Source organism: Erythrobacter sp., assembly GCF_030066995.1.
In the GTDB taxonomy this organism is placed as follows: Bacteria; Pseudomonadota; Alphaproteobacteria; order Sphingomonadales; family Sphingomonadaceae; genus Erythrobacter.
On the sequence record NZ_JASJAP010000002.1, the window covers coordinates 217,571 to 233,582 of the forward strand.

The 16,012-nt window shown below is 64.0% G+C and carries 15 protein-coding genes; 6 read left to right on the forward strand and 9 right to left on the reverse strand.

The window, feature by feature from the left end; all coding sequences use genetic code 11:
- Nucleotides 1-46: 46 nt before the first annotated feature.
- The 5 genes from QNI87_RS07245 to QNI87_RS07265 all read right to left on the reverse strand — a co-directional run bounded on the left by QNI87_RS07245 (nt 47) and on the right by QNI87_RS07265 (nt 6,257).
- The gene (locus QNI87_RS07245) at nt 47-1,450 is read right to left on the reverse strand and encodes a sugar transferase (protein WP_300595511.1); all 1,404 of its coding nucleotides are present in this window, start codon (nt 1,448-1,450) and stop codon (nt 47-49) included.
- 111 nt (nt 1,451-1,561) lie between these two features.
- Nucleotides 1,562-2,602, reverse strand: a complete 1,041-nt coding sequence (holA, locus tag QNI87_RS07250) for a DNA polymerase III subunit delta (protein ID WP_300595512.1) — start codon at nt 2,600-2,602, stop codon at nt 1,562-1,564.
- Nucleotides 2,599-3,120 carry an LPS assembly lipoprotein LptE gene (lptE, locus tag QNI87_RS07255; RefSeq protein ID WP_300595513.1) on the reverse strand — a complete coding sequence of 174 codons (522 nt, stop codon included), beginning with the start codon at nt 3,118-3,120 and terminating at the stop codon, nt 2,599-2,601. Before lptE ends, holA begins: the two co-directional genes overlap by 4 nt.
- Before the next feature lie 116 nt (nt 3,121-3,236).
- Nucleotides 3,237-5,768 carry a leucine--tRNA ligase gene (gene leuS, locus QNI87_RS07260; RefSeq protein ID WP_300595514.1) on the reverse strand — a complete coding sequence of 844 codons (2,532 nt, stop codon included), beginning with the start codon at nt 5,766-5,768 and terminating at the stop codon, nt 3,237-3,239.
- A gap of 27 nt (nt 5,769-5,795) precedes the next feature.
- The gene (locus QNI87_RS07265) at nt 5,796-6,257 is read right to left on the reverse strand and encodes a DUF3576 domain-containing protein (protein ID WP_300595770.1); all 462 of its coding nucleotides are present in this window, start codon (nt 6,255-6,257) and stop codon (nt 5,796-5,798) included.
- Between the two features lie 347 nt (nt 6,258-6,604).
- Between QNI87_RS07265 and QNI87_RS07270 the strand changes: the two genes are divergently transcribed.
- The 4 genes from QNI87_RS07270 (at nt 6,605) to QNI87_RS07285 (ending at nt 9,381) form a co-directional block, all read left to right on the forward strand.
- Nucleotides 6,605-7,366: a hypothetical protein gene (locus QNI87_RS07270; RefSeq protein WP_300595515.1), complete on the forward strand. Its 762-nt coding sequence runs from the start codon at nt 6,605-6,607 to the stop codon at nt 7,364-7,366.
- A gap of 117 nt (nt 7,367-7,483) precedes the next feature.
- Nucleotides 7,484-8,206, forward strand: a complete 723-nt coding sequence (gene phbB, locus QNI87_RS07275; protein ID WP_300595516.1) for an acetoacetyl-CoA reductase — start codon at nt 7,484-7,486, stop codon at nt 8,204-8,206.
- 37 nt (nt 8,207-8,243) lie between these two features.
- On the forward strand, nt 8,244-8,639 hold the full coding sequence (locus QNI87_RS07280; protein WP_300595517.1) for a RidA family protein: 396 nt from the start codon (nt 8,244-8,246) through the stop codon (nt 8,637-8,639).
- 88 nt (nt 8,640-8,727) lie between these two features.
- Nucleotides 8,728-9,381, forward strand: coding sequence for a PilZ domain-containing protein (locus tag QNI87_RS07285; protein WP_300595518.1), 654 nt, complete (start codon nt 8,728-8,730; stop codon nt 9,379-9,381).
- A gap of 58 nt (nt 9,382-9,439) precedes the next feature.
- On the opposite strand, the gene QNI87_RS07290 is transcribed toward QNI87_RS07285, so the two are convergent.
- The gene (locus QNI87_RS07290) at nt 9,440-10,180 is read right to left on the reverse strand and encodes a DUF4019 domain-containing protein (RefSeq protein WP_300595519.1); all 741 of its coding nucleotides are present in this window, start codon (nt 10,178-10,180) and stop codon (nt 9,440-9,442) included.
- An 83-nt stretch (nt 10,181-10,263) separates the two neighbouring features.
- Between QNI87_RS07290 and QNI87_RS07295 the strand changes: the two genes are divergently transcribed.
- On the forward strand, nt 10,264-10,500 hold the full coding sequence (locus tag QNI87_RS07295) for a ribbon-helix-helix domain-containing protein (RefSeq protein ID WP_300595520.1): 237 nt from the start codon (nt 10,264-10,266) through the stop codon (nt 10,498-10,500).
- Here the strand turns inward: QNI87_RS07295 and QNI87_RS07300 are convergent.
- On the reverse strand, nt 10,460-11,677 hold the full coding sequence (locus tag QNI87_RS07300; RefSeq protein WP_300595521.1) for a hypothetical protein: 1,218 nt from the start codon (nt 11,675-11,677) through the stop codon (nt 10,460-10,462). The genes QNI87_RS07295 and QNI87_RS07300 overlap by 41 nt on opposite strands.
- Complete coding sequence (gene murA, locus QNI87_RS07305) at nt 11,677-12,960, reverse strand: UDP-N-acetylglucosamine 1-carboxyvinyltransferase (RefSeq protein ID WP_300595522.1); 1,284 nt, start codon at nt 12,958-12,960, stop codon at nt 11,677-11,679. Before murA ends, QNI87_RS07300 begins: the two co-directional genes overlap by 1 nt.
- Nucleotides 12,961-13,103: 143 nt before the next feature.
- On the opposite strand from murA, the gene galU reads away from it, so the two are divergent.
- Nucleotides 13,104-13,991 (forward strand): UTP--glucose-1-phosphate uridylyltransferase GalU, encoded by an 888-nt coding sequence (galU, locus tag QNI87_RS07310; RefSeq protein WP_300595523.1) that lies wholly within the window; start codon nt 13,104-13,106, stop codon nt 13,989-13,991.
- Nucleotides 13,992-14,213: 222 nt separating this feature from the next.
- Here the strand turns inward: galU and QNI87_RS07315 are convergent, their stop codons facing one another.
- Nucleotides 14,214-15,965: a flotillin domain-containing protein gene (locus QNI87_RS07315; RefSeq protein WP_300595524.1), complete on the reverse strand. Its 1,752-nt coding sequence runs from the start codon at nt 15,963-15,965 to the stop codon at nt 14,214-14,216.
- Nucleotides 15,966-16,012 lie beyond the last annotated feature (47 nt).

Below are 16,012 nucleotides of genomic sequence, written 5' to 3' on the forward strand. Positions count from 1 at the left end.
CGCCGAGCGGCCTTTCGCAAGACTAGTGCGGGCGGGCTTCAGTACTTCAGTACGCGTTGTCGTGCTGGAGCACCCAAAGCGTCTTGAAGACGATCTCGACATCGCGGCGCAAGGACCACCCGTCGATATACTCAAGATCCGATTGCAACCGGTCGGTGAGGTCCTTTTCAAGCTCGGTCGCGCCGCGGTGGCCGCGAACCTGCGCCAAACCGGTCAGGCCGGGCTTGAGGCAGTGCCGCTGCCAATAGGTCCCGTCGACTTCCCAGAAATACTTGTTGTTCGCCCGGCTGCCGAGCGCGTGCGGACGCGGACCGACAATCGACATATCGCCGAGCAGGACGTTGAACAGCTGAGGCAGCTCATCAAGGCTGGTCTTGCGGATGAAATCGCCGATGCGCGTCACGCGTTCATCGCCGCGCGCGGTCGATCGGGTGCCGTCAAGATCGCGGCCTTCGGGCCTCATGGAGCGGAACTTGTACATATCGAAGAACTGATTGCCTCGCCCAAGCCGGCGCTGGATGAACAGCACAGGGCCGCCATCCTCCAGCTTGATCAATAGGGCGATCACAGCAAACAGTGGTGCAAGAACCAGGAGACCGCCGAGCGCTGCGGTCACATCAAACAGGCGCTTGGTGATCCGCGCGCGCACTCCCAGCGGCCCGGTCGAGACCACCAGTGTGGTGCGCCCCTTGTCTTCGTAGCGGTGCACGCCGAGCGCGCCCAGTCGGTGAGCGGGCTCGCTGACAATCTCGCCCTGCACCCCGGCTGATTTCAGAAGGAACGCCCAGTTCTCTCGCCGTTCGCTTGGCGTGCTGACCACCACCCGGTCCTGATTGCGCAGCAGCTTGCCCAGGCGATCCAGCATGAAGGGATCATGCGCGCTGGGATCGAGATTGTACTTCTCGGCCGAAATCGACACCGCGCCTTCAAGCCCGAATTGCGGGCCGCCGTCTTCGATCACGAGCTCGTTGCGCACGCGCCCTTCCCAGAACGTGTCGACAAATAGCGGGATGCACCGGCGCACCGCGACAATCGATACGACAAAGAAAAGGAGCCCGAGCGTCACCGACACGCGCGAAAACTCCGCGCTCGACTTAGTGTAGAAGGCCAGGAAAGCGAGCAGCGCGCTTGAGATGATCAGCGCGGTGACCGCCTGGCGCAGGGCAAAGACCCAATCCGCCAGCGCGCGCAGGCTATAGGTGCGGTTGTACAGCGCGATCGTGAAGTAGACCGGCAACAGCGCCTGCGCGGCCAGAATGATCTCTTGCTCGCCCCAGGACCCAAGATAAAGGCGCGAGGCGAGCATGAAGGCGCCGTGCAGCGCAGCCGCGTCGATGATCAGAAGAAGAATGTAAGCGCGAAGCCGACGACGCTCGAGCGAGGCGACGATCTTGCGCTCAACCTGGTCCGGTTGAGCCGCCTCAAGCGCTATGGCGCCAAGCTTGTTCATTAGCCACTAACCCCGCTTCTTGCGGCTTATCTACGTGCAATTACCCATGTAGACGTCCACCCGCAAGCACCACAATTTTGCAGGTGCGAAAAGACAAATTGCGCCGGAGTGTTACCGGCGCGCCGCAAAGCGCGCGATTTCCGTCAATTCCTGCGCCAGCAAGGTCTCTGCCGCCTGGCTGTTGGCGAGCAGTCGGCGGTGCAGGGCGGTAAGGCGCGGGATCAGGCGATCGAGCTTGCGCGCCTGCCAACGCGCAAGCTGCTGGCGAATATCGCGTTCCTCGCGCCAGAAGATGCCCAGTTGCGCCTTCTCCCCCTTGTTGAGACCGTCCAGGCTGCCTCGCGGCCCCAGCTTGGCCGTGATCTGCGCGAGCTGCGCCGCACGCCGCTCGATCGCCAGAAGCAGTCCGACCGGATTGAGGCCCAGTTCGCGCATACGGTGAAGCTCGCGCGGCAGCCGCGACAGCTCTCCGCCGAGCACCGCGTTCACAAGCGGCTGAAATCCGTCTTCTTCGGTCGCCGCGCCGATTGCGGCGTAATCCTCCACGCTCGCCGGGCTCGGCGATTGCGGATCGGCGTCGCAATAGAGCGCAAGCTTATCCACCTCCGACTGCGCGAGACGAACGTCGAGCCCCGCGGCGCGCGCGATACGCTCTGCAAGGTCGCCGTTCAGCCTGAGGCCCGCCGCGTCCGCCATCGAGCGAACCGAAGCCGCCACGGAGTTGAGATCGGGCTGGTAAAACATGCCGACCAGCGCGTCATCGCGCTTCTCGAGCAGCTTGGCCGTGCGCGACTTGTCGGTCGCCGATGTCGCCACGATCACGACCGGCGCCGCGTCGCCCGCACCGGCCTGCGCCGTCTCGATCAGGGTCTTGAGCGCGTCGTGCGCCTCGTCTCCTGCTGCGCGGACGTAAATGTGCCGACTGTCGCCGAACAGCGAGCCCGAGCGCGCTTCATCGCCGAGGCTCGCTGGATCACGGCGCAAATCGGCGCCCGACAATTCGATCCGCTCTCCCGGATCGGGTAGAGCCGCGATCACCTTCTCCGCCGCTGCGCTCGCGCCCGCTTCGTCCGGTCCGCAGAAGAAGAAGATCGAGGCCTGAGCGACCGATCGTGGAAGGCCCCGGACAAAGTCCTTGTTGGCGGCCTTCATGATTCGCCGGGCGAGGACGCCTCGGCACGCTCCCGCAGAGCAAGAGCGACACGCGTCGCCATGCGCTCGGCCACCTCTTTGGAAAGGTTTTCAAGCGCGGTCTGTTCTGCGGCAATGGTCGCGTATTCGCTGGAGACAACATCAATACCCGCGTCCGCCCCCGAGGTCGCGTCCAGGAGGATCTCACCCGTGGCAAGCTCGATCAGCTGGTAACGGGCGCGCAGGATCCGGCGCTCGCGGCTAATCGTGTCATCGTTGAGCACGCCCAAAGCTTCGAGCGCGTCGTCGATGCGCACATCCAGACGAAAAGCGGGCGTCGCCGTGCCCCCCGCTTCGAACCGCTCAACCAGCGCGTTCCGCAAAAGCCAGCCCGAACGTCCGGGGATCGGCGGGACGTCAATCGCCGCAAGCCCCTGCGCCACCGGAGCGCTCGCCCCCCCGGCGTACATCGGCTGGAGCCCGCAAGCCGATAGGGACGTGCAAAGGGCCGCCAGAATCGCGAACACGTGCGGTCTCATTTAAACTCTTCCGATCTCGTCATGCTGAACGTGTTTCAGCATCCATCTCACTTGCGAGCATCACGGTTGTAGCGGCGGTGGACCCTGAAACAAGTTCAGGGTGATGCGAGGTGCTTTCAGACAACAAAGTTGATCAGTCGTTCAGGGACATAAATTGTGCGCTTCGGCTCTTTGCCACCCAGGTTCTGAATCACATTCTTACTGGCCATGGCAATGGCGACATTCGCCTCCTGGGTGTTCCCCTTGGGCACCTTTATCGTATCGCGAACCTTGCCCATCACCTGCACGGCAATCGTCACCTCGTCCTCGACCAGCAGCGCGGGATCGTGCTCGGGCCATGGGGCATCGGCAATCAGCCCTTCGTTCCCGGCGGCGGACCCAAAACGCGAATGGGCTTCTTCGGCGAGGTGCGGCATCATCGGGCTCACGAGGCTCATCAGTGTGCGGATCGCGAAGGTGCGGCTGGCGCTCGGCGCGGCCTTCTCGGTTGCGCCTGTCAGCTCGTAAATCCGGGCGACCGCCTTGTTGAAGCCGAGCGCCTCGATGTCCTCGGCAACCGCAACGATAGCCTGATGGGCCTTGCGCGCGAGAGCCTTGTCTTGTGCGCTGTCCTCCCCGGTCGCGTCGGGATCGTATTGCTGGAAAAGGCGCCACAGGCGCTGAACGAAGCGAGCGCAGCCTTCGATGCCGTCCTGCGACCACGGCAGATCGCGCTCGGGCGGGCTGTCGGACAGCATGAACCAGCGCACCGCGTCCGCGCCGTAATCCGCGATGATCGCGTCGGGGTCGACGACGTTTTTCTTCGATTTGGACATCTTGACGACGCGGCCGGCGGTAACCGGAGCGCCGTCTTCGATCGCGATCCAGTCGGCGCCGTCCTTTGTCACCTCATCCGGGCTCAGCCAGCTGCCATCGCCGAGGCTGTAGGTCTCGTGCGTCACCATGCCTTGCGTGAAGAGCGCGGCGAACGGCTCTTTCACATCAAGTTGACCGATCCTGGCCAGCGCGCGCGTCCAGAAGCGGGCGTAGAGCAGGTGCAGGATCGCGTGCTCGACCCCGCCGATATAGTGCTCGACCGGAAGCCACTTCGCGATCTCTTGCCGGTCGAACGGTGCATCCTCCGGCTGCGAGGCAAAGCGCAGGAAGTACCAGCTGGAATTCGTGAACGTATCGAGCGTGTCGGTCTCACGCAGGGCCGGTTTGCCACTGATCGGGCAGGTCGTGTGCTTCCAGGTCGGGTGACGTTCGAGCGGATTGCCGGGGGTTTCGAAATCGATATCCTCAGGCAGCGTCACGGGGAGCTGATCGCGCGGAACCGGTACGGGGCCGTGATCGGGGCTGTGAATGATCGGGATGGGCGTTCCCCAATAGCGCTGGCGCGAAATGCCCCAGTCGCGCAGGCGCCACACCGTGGTGCCCTCGCCCCAGCCCTCTTTCTCCGCGCGCGCGATCACATCGGCCTTGGCGTCCTCGACGCTCATCCCGTCGAGAAAATCGGAATTGACGATCACGCCGTCACCCGGCTCAGCCTCGGTGCCCATCGGCGCATCGGCTTCGGACACATCCCTGGCAACGACGCGGGCGATGGGCAGCTTGTATTTGGTGGCGAATTCGAAGTCGCGCTGGTCGTGGCCTGGCACACCCATGACCGCGCCGGTGCCGTAATCCATCAGCACGAAGTTCGCGATGAACACGGGAAGGGCCGCGCCCGTAAAGGGGTGCCGCGCGGTGATGCCGGTGTCGAAGCCGAGCTTTTCCGCGGTCTCAAGCTCCGCCGCCGTCGTGCCGCCCTTCTTGCACTCCTCGATGAACGCGGCGACGTCGGCGCTCTCGCTCAACGACTGAGCCACCGGGTGATCGGCGGCAATCGCGCAGAAACTTGCGCCGAAAATCGTGTCCGGGCGCGTGGTGTAGACCGGCAGCTTGTCACCGTTCGAAAGCTCAAAGCTGAATTCGAGCCCTTGGCTCTTGCCGATCCAGTTTTCCTGCATCAGCTTCACCTTGTCGGGCCAATCCTCCAGCTCGTCCAACCCGGCGAGCAGGTCTTCGGCAAAATCGGTGATCTTGAGGAACCACTGATCCAGCTTGCGCTTCTCGACTTCGGCGCCCGAGCGCCAGCCCTTCCCGTCGATCACCTGCTCGTTGGCGAGCACCGTCATATCGACCGGGTCCCAGTTGACCTCGCTCTGGCGGCGGTAAACCAGACCCGCCTCGTACATATCGAGAAACAGCGCCTGTTCGTGCCCGTAATATTCGGGGTCGCAGGTCGCGAATTCGCGGGTCCAGTCGAGCGCGAAGCCGATGCGCTTCAATTGCGCCTTCATCGCCTCGATATTGGACCGGGTCCACTCGCCGGGGTGGACCTTCTTTTCCATCGCGGCGTTCTCGGCAGGCATGCCGAACGCGTCCCAGCCCATCGGGTGGAGCACTTCGCATCCGCGCATCTTTTTGTAACGCGCCAGCACATCGCCCATCGTGTAATTGCGCACATGGCCCATATGGATGCGGCCCGAGGGATAGGGGAACATCTCGAGGATGAAGCTTTTGGGCTTTTCGCTGTTCGAATCGGCGATGAAAGTGCCCGCTTCGTCCCACGCGCGCTGCCAGCGCCCGTCAGCTTTCGACGGATCGAATCGGGTGTCGGTCATGGCAAGCGCCCGTATGCGAGTGAGAAGTTAGCCCTGGACCGCTTTGCGCCGCAGGTCGCGGGCCTTGGTGAGGATGATGTCTTCCAGCTTCTGGACCGTCGCCGCCTGAACAGGCGCGTCGACCCAGCCATTGCCTTGGGCGATTTGCCGAACAGCGGCGACCCGAAGAGCGTCCGCGCGAAGGTCCTGATCGAGGATGGCAATGGTCATCTTAACCCTCTCGTTCGGATTGGAAGGGTTGGCGTACCAGTCGGTTACGATGACCCCGCCCGCGCTGTCCGCCTGAAGCAACGGTGCAAAGCTGACCGTCTCCAGCGCCGCGCGCCAGAGATAGGCGTTCACGCCGATGGCGTTGATCTGGGCCGACTGCAGATCGGTTGTGGGCCGGTCGCGGCCTCCGCAGGCTGCCAGCGCGGCGATCGCGGCCACGGCGAGCGCGGCGCGGGAGATTGCAAAGGTGGCGTTAGGCACGGCGGCGCAGTTCCTCATTTTTGACATTTGGCTATCCTATAGTGGCCGCGCCGCGCGCGGCAAGGGCGAGCAAAGGGTGTGGAGCAAGGTTTGTGTGCATGGGTCTTGTACGGGGGCCTTGGGTGTGGGCCTTGAGCATGGGCCTCGCGGATAGGCCATGCGGCGGCGGCGCGTGTGTGAACTGCGTGTGTGAACGGGGCCACAGGTCACGCGCTTCTTCAAGCGAAAAGCCCGGAATCGATTGTACAAGACGCTACGGCAACCATATGCTACTGTGATACTGCGCGAGTCTGCGGGCTGATCAGGCCGCGTTCAGTTAAGGTTTTCCAGATAGGAAAGCCGCACGGCCTTGGGAGTAACAAGTCATGGAATGGCGCAGGAAAGGGGAAGCTTCGAAGCAGTTCAAGCTGCCGCTTCTCGCCGCGTCCGCTGTGGCCATGCTTGCCTTTCCGACCGCCAGTCTCGCCCTTGTGACGCTCGGCATCGATCCGTCCAGGAGCGAAGTGAGCGCGCTCGATCTCTTCACGCCCGCCTCGGTCAACCCCGAATTGGCGGCCCGGATCGCCGACAAGTCAAGAGAAAAGGGGGTGCGCTTCACCCCCGCGGGGACGAATCCCGCTCTGGGCAAGCGCACCGTAACGGTTGCGATTCGGGTCGATGAAGACACCGCGCAGGCGATCAGCGTGCGCAACGCGGCCAAGGCGGCTCCGGGCGCCGGTGAAGGCATTTCTTCGCTGAACACCGCGCGCTTCAACCTGGGAACGGCGCGCGGTTATCAGAGCTTTGCGCGCACCGTGACCTTGCCCGATTCGGTCCGCGATCTCAGCATGCCGGATCTTTCGGAGTTTGAGCCGACCCAACAGGTTGCCAACGACAAGCCAAGCCGGCTGCGACCGCGCATCGAACTGGAGGGCGAACGGGTGAGCGGGCGCTCGGCCAACACCCTGGACAATCTGGCGGCGCAGACCGTCGATGTGGGTGGCGCGTTCCGTATCTCGTCCAAGATCGACGTAACGGCGGGCGTGCGCCTCAGCCAGGAACGCGAACGCTTCGGCCCCCTCGGCCCGTTGACCAACGCGGATCAGGACAGCCAGGCCGTCTATGTCGGCACGCAGATCAAGTTCTGATCGAGCCGCCTTTTCGTACAACTTTAGTGTGATGCGCCGTGTTTGCGGGCGTTTTGTGTTGCCTGACGGGGCGGCTCGGTTACCCTCTCGCGCCAAACGATCACGGGAGAGATCACCATGGGCCGAGTCGCCATTGTAACCGGCGGGACGCGCGGAATCGGGGAAGCCATTTGCCAGCGGCTCAAGCGGCAAGGGCATACGGTTATCGCCAATTTCGGGGGCAATGAGGGAAAGGCGAAGGCCTTCACCGATGCAACGGGCATTCCCGCGTACAAATGGGATGTCGGCGATCACGAGGCGTGCCTGGAAGGCTGCGCAAAGGTGGCGAGCGATCACGGCCCGGTCGATATCGTCATCAACAACGCAGGCATTACGCGCGATGGCACGCTGCACAAGATGAGCTTTGAGGACTGGAACGACGTCATGCGCGTCAATCTGGGCGGCTGCTTCAACATGGCCAAGGCGACCTTTCCCGGAATGCGCGAGCGCAAATGGGGGCGGATTGTCAATATCGGCTCCATCAACGGCCAGGCCGGGCAGTACGGCCAGGTCAATTACGCCGCAGCCAAATCGGGTATTCACGGCTTCACCAAGGCGCTGGCGCAAGAGGGCGCGAAATTCGGCGTCACCGTCAACGCCATCGCGCCGGGCTATATCGACACCGATATGGTCGCCGCCGTGCCGGAAAATGTCCTGGAAAAGATCGTCGCCAAAATACCCGTCGGCCGACTGGGCCAGGCCGAGGAAATCGCGCGCGGTGTCGCGTTCCTGACCTCGGAGAACGGCGGTTTTGTCACCGGTTCCACGATGAGCATCAATGGCGGACAGCACATGTATTGAGGCCCTTTCCCGGACCGCTGCGAACATAGGCGCAAAGATGAAGGTCACACCGCACAACCCGACCCCCTGGATGCAGGGCTTTCGCCTCAATCACGCGGTCGAAGTAAGCGGCGGCGAGCGCACGCTCTACCTATCCGGTCAGACCGCCTCGGACGCCGAAGGCGCGCCGCTCCATCCGGGCGATCTGGTCGCGCAATACAAGGTGGCCTGGGCGAACGTGGTCGACGCCTTGGCCGCGGCGGACATGACGCCCGCCAACCTCGTCCGGCTCAACATGTACACAATTGACGTGCCCGCCTTCATGGAGGTCGCGGACCAGATCATGCCGATCCACGCGGAGGCCGGGGCGCAGATTGCCTGCACGCTTCTGGGGGTGAGGGAGCTCTACCACCCGGATATCCTCATCGAGATCGAGGGCACGGCCAGCGCTTAGGCGGGGGCCTTGCTTGACGCGTCGTTAACCACAAGGCGCTAGGTCTTGTTCACCGGAATTCGCCGGCCAGCCCGGCAGGAGGTGTTCGATGACCAAAACCGCTCTCGCATTGTCGAGCGAGACCCGCTCTGTCAGGCGCTCTTCGCTCCTGCTGCGCAGCGCCAAGATCGTGTGTCAGACGGGCGAATATGTCTGCCTGGTGCGCGATGTCTCGGACGAGGGCGTAACGCTCGGCTTTCTTCACGAAAGCCCGCCCGAGGCCCGCCTCATCCTTGCGCTGGGCAATGGCCTTACCTACCCGATCGAGCGCTGCTGGGAGGCCGAAAGCCAAGCGGGCTACCGCTTTGCCGGGCCGATCGCGCTCGATGAATTCCTGCATGAGCGCGCGCCCTTTCGCCTGCGGCCCATCCGGCTAACCATTCCCGCATCCGTGCGCGTGACCGACGACCGCGCGAGCCACACCGCCCGCCTCATCGATATCTCGACCCACGGCGCAAAGTTCGAATGCGAAGCGCCACTCGAACGCGGGCACCTGATCGGCTTTCAGCTTCCCGGCATGGGGCCGCTGCGGGGCGAAGTGGTCTGGCGCGAAGCGGGCGAGAGCGCGACGCGCCACGGCCTGCAATTCGAAAGCCCCCTACCCTTGCGCGAACTGGCGCTCGCCGCGCTTCGCCTGCAACCCTTCGGCCCGCGCGCGCCTGGAACGGTTACCACGCCAATGGACAAGGCGACAGCGGCGTAGACCTCGTGACTTAGACTTGGCGCCTCAGGCTTGGCGAACCGCGCGCCCGATCAATCGATTACGTAGCCAACCACTTTCCAGGCGCCCCCTCGCGTTCGAGCGTCACCTTCTCGGTGGCACCGGACCGCTTGGCAAAGTCGGTGCGAAATTCCATGATAACGTAGCCATGCGGCGGCGCGTTGACGTAATCGGCTGTGACGGTTTCCCGCTCGATCACCGCACCCAGGGGCACGCGCGCCTGCTCGGACGCCTCGCGCCACGTTTGAACGGTGTTGGGTTCCTGAAAGGACTGGCCTGCCGCAGCGAAGCTGGCCGTCCAATCGCTCGCGTCCACGAGCGCCAGCCATGCAAGCGCCGATCGTTCGAACTCCTGAAGTTGCGCGGTTTCAAGTGGCGTCGCCGGATCGCCAGGCGGTCGATCGTCGGAAAGCGCCGACACAGCAAGCATCGCAGCGGCGAGGGTGAATGAAAGCATCAACACAAATCCTCCTGTCAAGAGAATCGCGCGGTCAGACACCGCGGCGACTTGATCAGGATCGGTCTCTCGCGCCGCGTTCGCATCCCCCAAAAGCGTGCGCGCATCTTTTTGGGGGTCAGCCGCTTCCGCTTCATAAAGCAGCCGCGCGGCCTCCCGACTGCTGGTGACGTCAAGTTTCCGACGCGCCTCGCGCAGCCTGTCGTTGATCGTGTGCACCGACAGGCCGAGGCTGAGCGCCGTCGATTTGGCGTCATGCCCGCGCACGAGAAGGCGCAGGACGTCTTTCTCCTTTTGCGTGAGCTGATTAAGGTCGGAGCGCATGGCGCACCGTTACGACCCGCGTATCCCGCCAACCACCCCAAAAAATTGATGTGCGCGCCTGTGCGGTGGAGTAAACCTTCGCGATGACCACGCCCTACCACCCGCCGGTCAAACGCTCGGTTGCGATTGCCGGGCACAAGACGAGCATCAGTCTTGAGCCCGTTTTCTGGGACATGCTGCGCGCGGCGGCGCAGCGCGAGGGCGTGCCGATCAGCGCGCTGGTCGCGCGGATCGATGCGGAGCGGATTCGGGCCGAAACGCCGCCGGGCCTCGCCAGCGCTATCCGGGTGTGGTTGGTGAGCCAGCGGGCCGCAATATGACCGGGCGCACCGCTCGCACCCGATAACGCCCCGGCTTCAGCGCCAGCTTCACATCCTCGCCCGGTTCGACCCAGACGCGGTCTACGGGGACAGATTCGAAGGGCTCGTTCTCGGCAAAAGCTTCGATGATCAGGGTTTCGTCAGCGCTCGCATAGGGTTCGGGGATGCCGATTAGTTTTGCTCCATCGGCGAAACGCCAGTCAGAGCGGCCATGGCGAAAGCCGTGAATCGGATGATCGACGAGGATGTCGAACGCGCCCTTGATCCGATCACCCGGCGCCGACAAGCGGACTGTATCTGCGCTGCCACGGCATTCCGTTTGCGCAATGGTCAGCGGATCGAGTCCCGTGATCCGCTTAAGCCGCGCCGCCATATACGAGCGGTCGGTCCCGTTCGCACCGCGCTTTCCGCTTTCATTCGCGTGCCAATAGCCGGCATGGACGAGGAGCTTTTCGTCAGGGCCAAGCGCGCGCAGTATAGCGACGAGGTTTTCGGCCTGTTCCTGCTCTCGCGCCGCGGTCAGCTCGTTCATGTCCGTCGGGCGCTCGGCCTCCGGAACCCAGGCCTGCTCATAGGCCGCGAGGCGAAAGCCCAGCCGCTTGGCGCTGCGGACCAGTTCGCCAAAGACTGGCTCAAGCAGATAATGTCCGTCGCGCGCGCGGGGATAGGGCAGCGCAGCGCTTTCTTCGACCGGGTCGGTCTTGTCTTTCAGGTTGGCGAAGGTCTCGGCAGCGAACACGGAATAGCCCAGCGGGCGCAGGCGCTCGATCACCCGGCGCGAGAAATCGCGATGAAGGGTGACTTCGTGGCTTTCGTTGATGATGACAATCCGAGCATTGGCAGCTCGCGCGGCGATGACGTCGAGCACTTCTTGAGCCCCCGATGCGCCGCCTGCCAACGCCTCACAAGGGCGCGCCCGGTATTCATTCGAGCCCGCCGCCGCGGCCAAGTCTTCGCGGCCCAGCATGCTCCAGCCCTGAGCCAGAATGCCGGCGGCGCTGGAGCTGCTCCGATACGGTCCCGGGACGCTTGGCCTTGGATAGATGTGGTCCTGCCCGGTCGCTTTGGCTTCAATGGGCGGGCCTTCGACGATCAGTTCGACGGACGATTCATTCCCGCTCGCTGCGCTGGCCGACGCTGCGGCCAAGGCGGTCGCGAGGGCCACAGCGCGGCGCATCAATCGTCGCCCACCCGCTCGATATCCGCGCCCACCAGCTTCAGTTTCTCCTCCAGCCGCTCATAGCCGCGATCTAGGTGGTATATGCGGCGCACCTGCGATTCGCCTTGCGCGGCGAGCGCGGCGATGATGAGGCTCATCGAGGCGCGCAGATCGGTCGCCATCACTTCGGCTCCGGTCAGCGTATCGACCCCCTTGACCACCGCCGTGCGCCCGTTCGCGGTCACATCCGCGCCCATGCGCGCCAGTTCGGGCACGTGCATGAAGCGGTTCTCGAAAATCGTCTCCTTGAGGACGCTGGTGCCATCGGCCTTGCACAACAGCGCCATGAGCTGCGCTTGCATGTCGGTCGCAAGGCCGGGATAGGGCGCGGTGGTCAGGTCGGCGGGCCTCAGTGCCCCGTTGGCAGCGATGCGAATGCCCTTGGCGTCCTCATCGACGTGCACACCGATGCTGCGCAGGGCATGGATAGTCGCCTGCATCTCGTCCGCCTTGGCGCCTTCGAGCCGCACGTCGCCGCCCGTGATCGCCGCGGCGCAGGCGTAAGAGCCCGCCTCGATCCGGTCGGCCATGACCCGGTACGTGGCGCCGTGCAGACGCTTGACGCCGTGAATGGTGAGATCGGAGGTGCCGATCCCTTCGATCTCTGCCCCCATCGCGGTCAGCAGGTTGCACAGATCGACAATCTCGGGCTCGCGCGCGGCGTTGAACAGGCGGCTCGTCCCGTTCGCCAGCACCGCGGCCATGACCGCGTTCTCGGTCGCGCCCACGCTGACCACCGGGAAGTCGAAGTCGCCGCCCGGCATTCCGCCATCGGGCTGCATCGCCTTGACGTACCCTTGCGCAAGCTCGATCTCGGCGCCGAGCGCTTCGAGCGCTTTCAGGTGAAGGTCGATCGGGCGGTTCCCGATCGCGCAGCCGCCGGGCATCGAGACCGTCGCCTCGCCCGCGCGCGCCAGCATGGGCCCCAGCACCAGGATCGAGGCGCGCATCTTGCGCACCAGATCATAAGGCGCGACGCTGGAGGTGATCCGCGTCGCTTCGAGGCGCATTGTGCGACCGAAGTCTTCGGGACGCGTCCCCTGGATCGCGGTCGTCACCCCGAACTGGTTCATGAGATGCTGAAAGCCATCGATATCCGCCAGCCGCGGCAAATTGCGCAGGGTGACGGGCTCTTCGGTCAGCAGGGCGCAGGGTATCAGGGTGAGGGCGGAGTTCTTGGCGCCGGAAACGGGAATGGTGCCGACCAGGCGCTGGCCGCCGCGAATGATGAGTTTGTCCATGCCAAGGCCCTTAGCGAAACCTTTCTTTCGCGCAACTGACCCGCGATCTGACAGCTGCACCAAACCGGCTCGATCGGCATTGACCTTGGCAGGGGCAAGCGGCAACGCAGCGCCATCGCTCACACAGGCAATGGGGGACCGTCATGACCAGCGCTTCACGCAAACCGATCAAGAAGGCCGTGTTTCCGGTCGCGGGGTTGGGAACGCGCTTCCTGCCAGCGACCAAAGCCATCCCGAAAGAGCTGCTTCCCGTGGTCGACCGACCGCTGATCCAGTACGCCGTCGATGAAGCGCGCGAGGCGGGGATCGAGCAGATGATCTTCGTCACGGGCCGCGGCAAGACCGCGATTGTCGAGCATTTCGACATGGCCTTCGAGCTGGAGACCACGATGAGCGAGCGCGGCAAGGATATGAGCGTGCTCGAGGCCACGCGCGCGACGCCGGGCGACATCATCACCGTGCGCCAGCAAGTGCCGATGGGGCTGGGCCACGCGATCTGGTGCGCGCGCGCCATCGTCGGCGATGAGCCCTTCGCGATCTTCCTGCCTGACGAGCTGATGATCGGCAAAACCGGCGGTACGGGCTGCATGAAGCAGATGGTCGATGCCTATGAGAAGGTTGGCGGCAACCTGATCAGCGTGCTCGAAGTGCCGATGGAAGAGGTGCCGAGCTACGGCGTGATCGATCCCGGCGCCGCGGATGGCGCGCTCACGCAAGTGAAGGGTCTGGTCGAGAAACCGCCGCTTGCCGAGGCGCCGTCGAACAAGATCATCTCAGGCCGCTACATCCTGCAGCCCGAAGTGATGCGCACGCTTGAGAATCAGGAAAAGGGCGCAGGAGGCGAGATCCAGCTGACCGACGCGATGGCGAGGATGATCGGCACCCAGCCGTTCCACGCGGTGACTTTCGACGGCCATCGCTACGATTGCGGCAGCAAGCTGGGCTTTGTCGAGGCAACGCTCGCTCTGGCGCTGGAGCGCGAGGATATGGGCGCCGATGTGCGCGAGATGGCGCAAAGGCTGCTGGGGTGAGGGCCACACCACCAATCCAGAAATCCGCTCATCGCTAGGAGCGATGACGCAGTCTGAGCGTCTCGACGGACGAGACAACACAAACCCACTTTTTACCAACCCGCCCCCTTCCCCAAGGGGAAGGGTTGGGGATGGGGGGATTGGGGGACAGCGGAACGTGACTGGAAAAGCCCCCACCCCCGCCCCCTCGCCGAGGGGAGGGGAGGGGAGGGGAGTTAGGCTTTACTCGGCCGCTTCGTCCGTGCCGAGTTCGCCCATGCCATCGTCCATTCCGCCATCCGAACCTTCGTCGTTCAGAAACGTCAGCTTCGACACAGCTTCCTCGACCGCCTTCGGGTCTTTGGCCGCCGCTTCGGCGAGACCGCCAAGCGAGGAGCCATCCAGGCCCAGCTCCTTCATCAGCCCGTCGAGCACCGGGGCCTGAGCGCGATAGGCGAGCGCAGCGGAGACCGCGTCGCTGGCAAGGTTGCCGGAAGACCCCGACGCGCCGCCGCCCGCGCCGCCATCGTTCGCCGCTTTTCCGCCGCCATTGGTGAGCCCGTCGACCTGGACGATCTTGATCGAATCGATCGCTTCCATCGGCTTGGCGCTCTCGCGCACGACCTCGGGCAAGACCTTGAGCAGCGCCAGCTTGGTCTGCAGGCTGATCTGGTCCATCGACAGGATATTCGCCGCCTCGTTGACCGCCTGCTGACCGGCGGCTTCGACTTCGAAGCGCACCCGGTCGGCCTCGGCGCGCAGGATTTCCGCGTCCGCGTCTCCCTTGGCTTCCAGCCTTGCCGCCTCGGCGCGGTTGGTCGCGGCGTCTTTCTCGGCTTCGGCTTCGACCTTGATTTGAATCGCATCGCGCTCGGCCACCTTGGCCGCTTCGATCAGCTCGATCTTCTTGCTCCGCTCGGCGATCTCGCTTTCGCGTGAGGTGACGACCTGCTCTTCGGCGGCGACCGCCTTGGCGCGCGCGGCGTCGGCTTCGGCCTTGGCCTGGCTTTCCTCGCGCGATTTGTTCTGCACCGCGATCTGCTGTTCCTGACGCGCGATTTCGAGCGCGCGGACCTGATCGATGCGCGCTTCTTCGACCGCGCGGTCGGCTTCGATCTGCTGGCTATCGACCTCTTTCTTGGCCTGAATGCGCGCGGCCTCCGCCTCGCGCTCGCGCTTTGCCTGCTCGCTGGCGATTTCGGCGCTCTGCGAGGCGCGGCGGATTTCGACTTCGCGCTCCTGCTGGAGGCGGGCGTATTCCTTGTCGCGCCCGATCTCGAAACTCTTGGCGTCCGCCTCGAGGTTCTTGGTCTCCATCTGAACGCGCGTGTCCTGCTCGATATCGTTGCGCAGTTTCTTGCGCGCTTCGATCTGCTCGGTCAGCTTGGTCAGACCTTCGGCATCAAACGCGTTGTTGGCGTTGAAGTGCTCGATGCTCGTCTGGTCGAGGCCGGTCAGCGAGACCGATTCCAGTTCCAGACCGTTCATCGCGAGGTCGTTGGACGACACCTGCTGCACCTTTTGGACAAAGTCGGCGCGCTGTTCGTGCAGCTCGTTCATGCTCATCCCCGCCGCGACCGAGCGCAGCGCGTCGACGAACTTGCCCTCGACCAGGTCTTTCAGCATTTCCGGCTGCATCGTGCGCTGGCCCAGCGTCTGCGCAGCCATCGCGATCGATCCGGCGTCGGGCCGCACGCGGACATAGAATTCCGCCTTCACATCGATCCGCAAACGGTCGAGCGTGATGAGCGCTTCGGCGTCCTTGCGCACCACGCTGAGCACGAGTGTGTTCATGTTCACCGGCATCGTTTCGTGGAACACCGGAAAGACCAGCGCGCCGCCGTTCATGACGACTTTCTCGCCGCCCACACCGGTTCGCACAAAGGCGGTCTCTTTCGAGGCCCGGCGATAGAGCGTGGTGAGGAAGACAAAGATCGCCACCACGGCGATAAGGGCCACGCCCACGTAAATGCCAACTGTAATCAACGATTCCATGTTTTCTCCTGTTTAACTCGATTGGGCCCGCTTGCGCGCTGCTTCAG

What these genes read in the sequence shown, in the direction of transcription:
- leuS (WP_300595514.1), bottom strand. Translation starts at nt 5,768, where the DNA reads ATGACCGACACCCGATTCGATCCGTCGAAAGCTGACGGGCGCTGGCAG.
- QNI87_RS07280 (WP_300595517.1), top strand. Translation starts at nt 8,244, where the DNA reads ATGAAGGTCACACCGCACAACCCGACCCCCTGGATGCAGGGCTTTCGC.
- QNI87_RS07295 (WP_300595520.1), top strand. Translation starts at nt 10,264, where the DNA reads ATGACCACGCCCTACCACCCGCCGGTCAAACGCTCGGTTGCGATTGCC.
- QNI87_RS07285 (WP_300595518.1), top strand. Translation starts at nt 8,728, where the DNA reads ATGACCAAAACCGCTCTCGCATTGTCGAGCGAGACCCGCTCTGTCAGG.
- QNI87_RS07270 (WP_300595515.1), top strand. Translation starts at nt 6,605, where the DNA reads ATGGAATGGCGCAGGAAAGGGGAAGCTTCGAAGCAGTTCAAGCTGCCG.
- QNI87_RS07265 (WP_300595770.1), bottom strand. Translation starts at nt 6,257, where the DNA reads ATGAGGAACTGCGCCGCCGTGCCTAACGCCACCTTTGCAATCTCCCGC.
- lptE (WP_300595513.1), bottom strand. Translation starts at nt 3,120, where the DNA reads ATGAGACCGCACGTGTTCGCGATTCTGGCGGCCCTTTGCACGTCCCTA.
- holA (WP_300595512.1), bottom strand. Translation starts at nt 2,602, where the DNA reads ATGAAGGCCGCCAACAAGGACTTTGTCCGGGGCCTTCCACGATCGGTC.
- phbB (WP_300595516.1), top strand. Translation starts at nt 7,484, where the DNA reads ATGGGCCGAGTCGCCATTGTAACCGGCGGGACGCGCGGAATCGGGGAA.
- QNI87_RS07315 (WP_300595524.1), bottom strand. Translation starts at nt 15,965, where the DNA reads ATGGAATCGTTGATTACAGTTGGCATTTACGTGGGCGTGGCCCTTATC.
- QNI87_RS07245 (WP_300595511.1), bottom strand. Translation starts at nt 1,450, where the DNA reads ATGAACAAGCTTGGCGCCATAGCGCTTGAGGCGGCTCAACCGGACCAG.
- galU (WP_300595523.1), top strand. Translation starts at nt 13,104, where the DNA reads ATGACCAGCGCTTCACGCAAACCGATCAAGAAGGCCGTGTTTCCGGTC.
- QNI87_RS07290 (WP_300595519.1), bottom strand. Translation starts at nt 10,180, where the DNA reads ATGCGCTCCGACCTTAATCAGCTCACGCAAAAGGAGAAAGACGTCCTG.
- QNI87_RS07300 (WP_300595521.1), bottom strand. Translation starts at nt 11,677, where the DNA reads ATGCGCCGCGCTGTGGCCCTCGCGACCGCCTTGGCCGCAGCGTCGGCC.
- murA (WP_300595522.1), bottom strand. Translation starts at nt 12,960, where the DNA reads ATGGACAAACTCATCATTCGCGGCGGCCAGCGCCTGGTCGGCACCATT.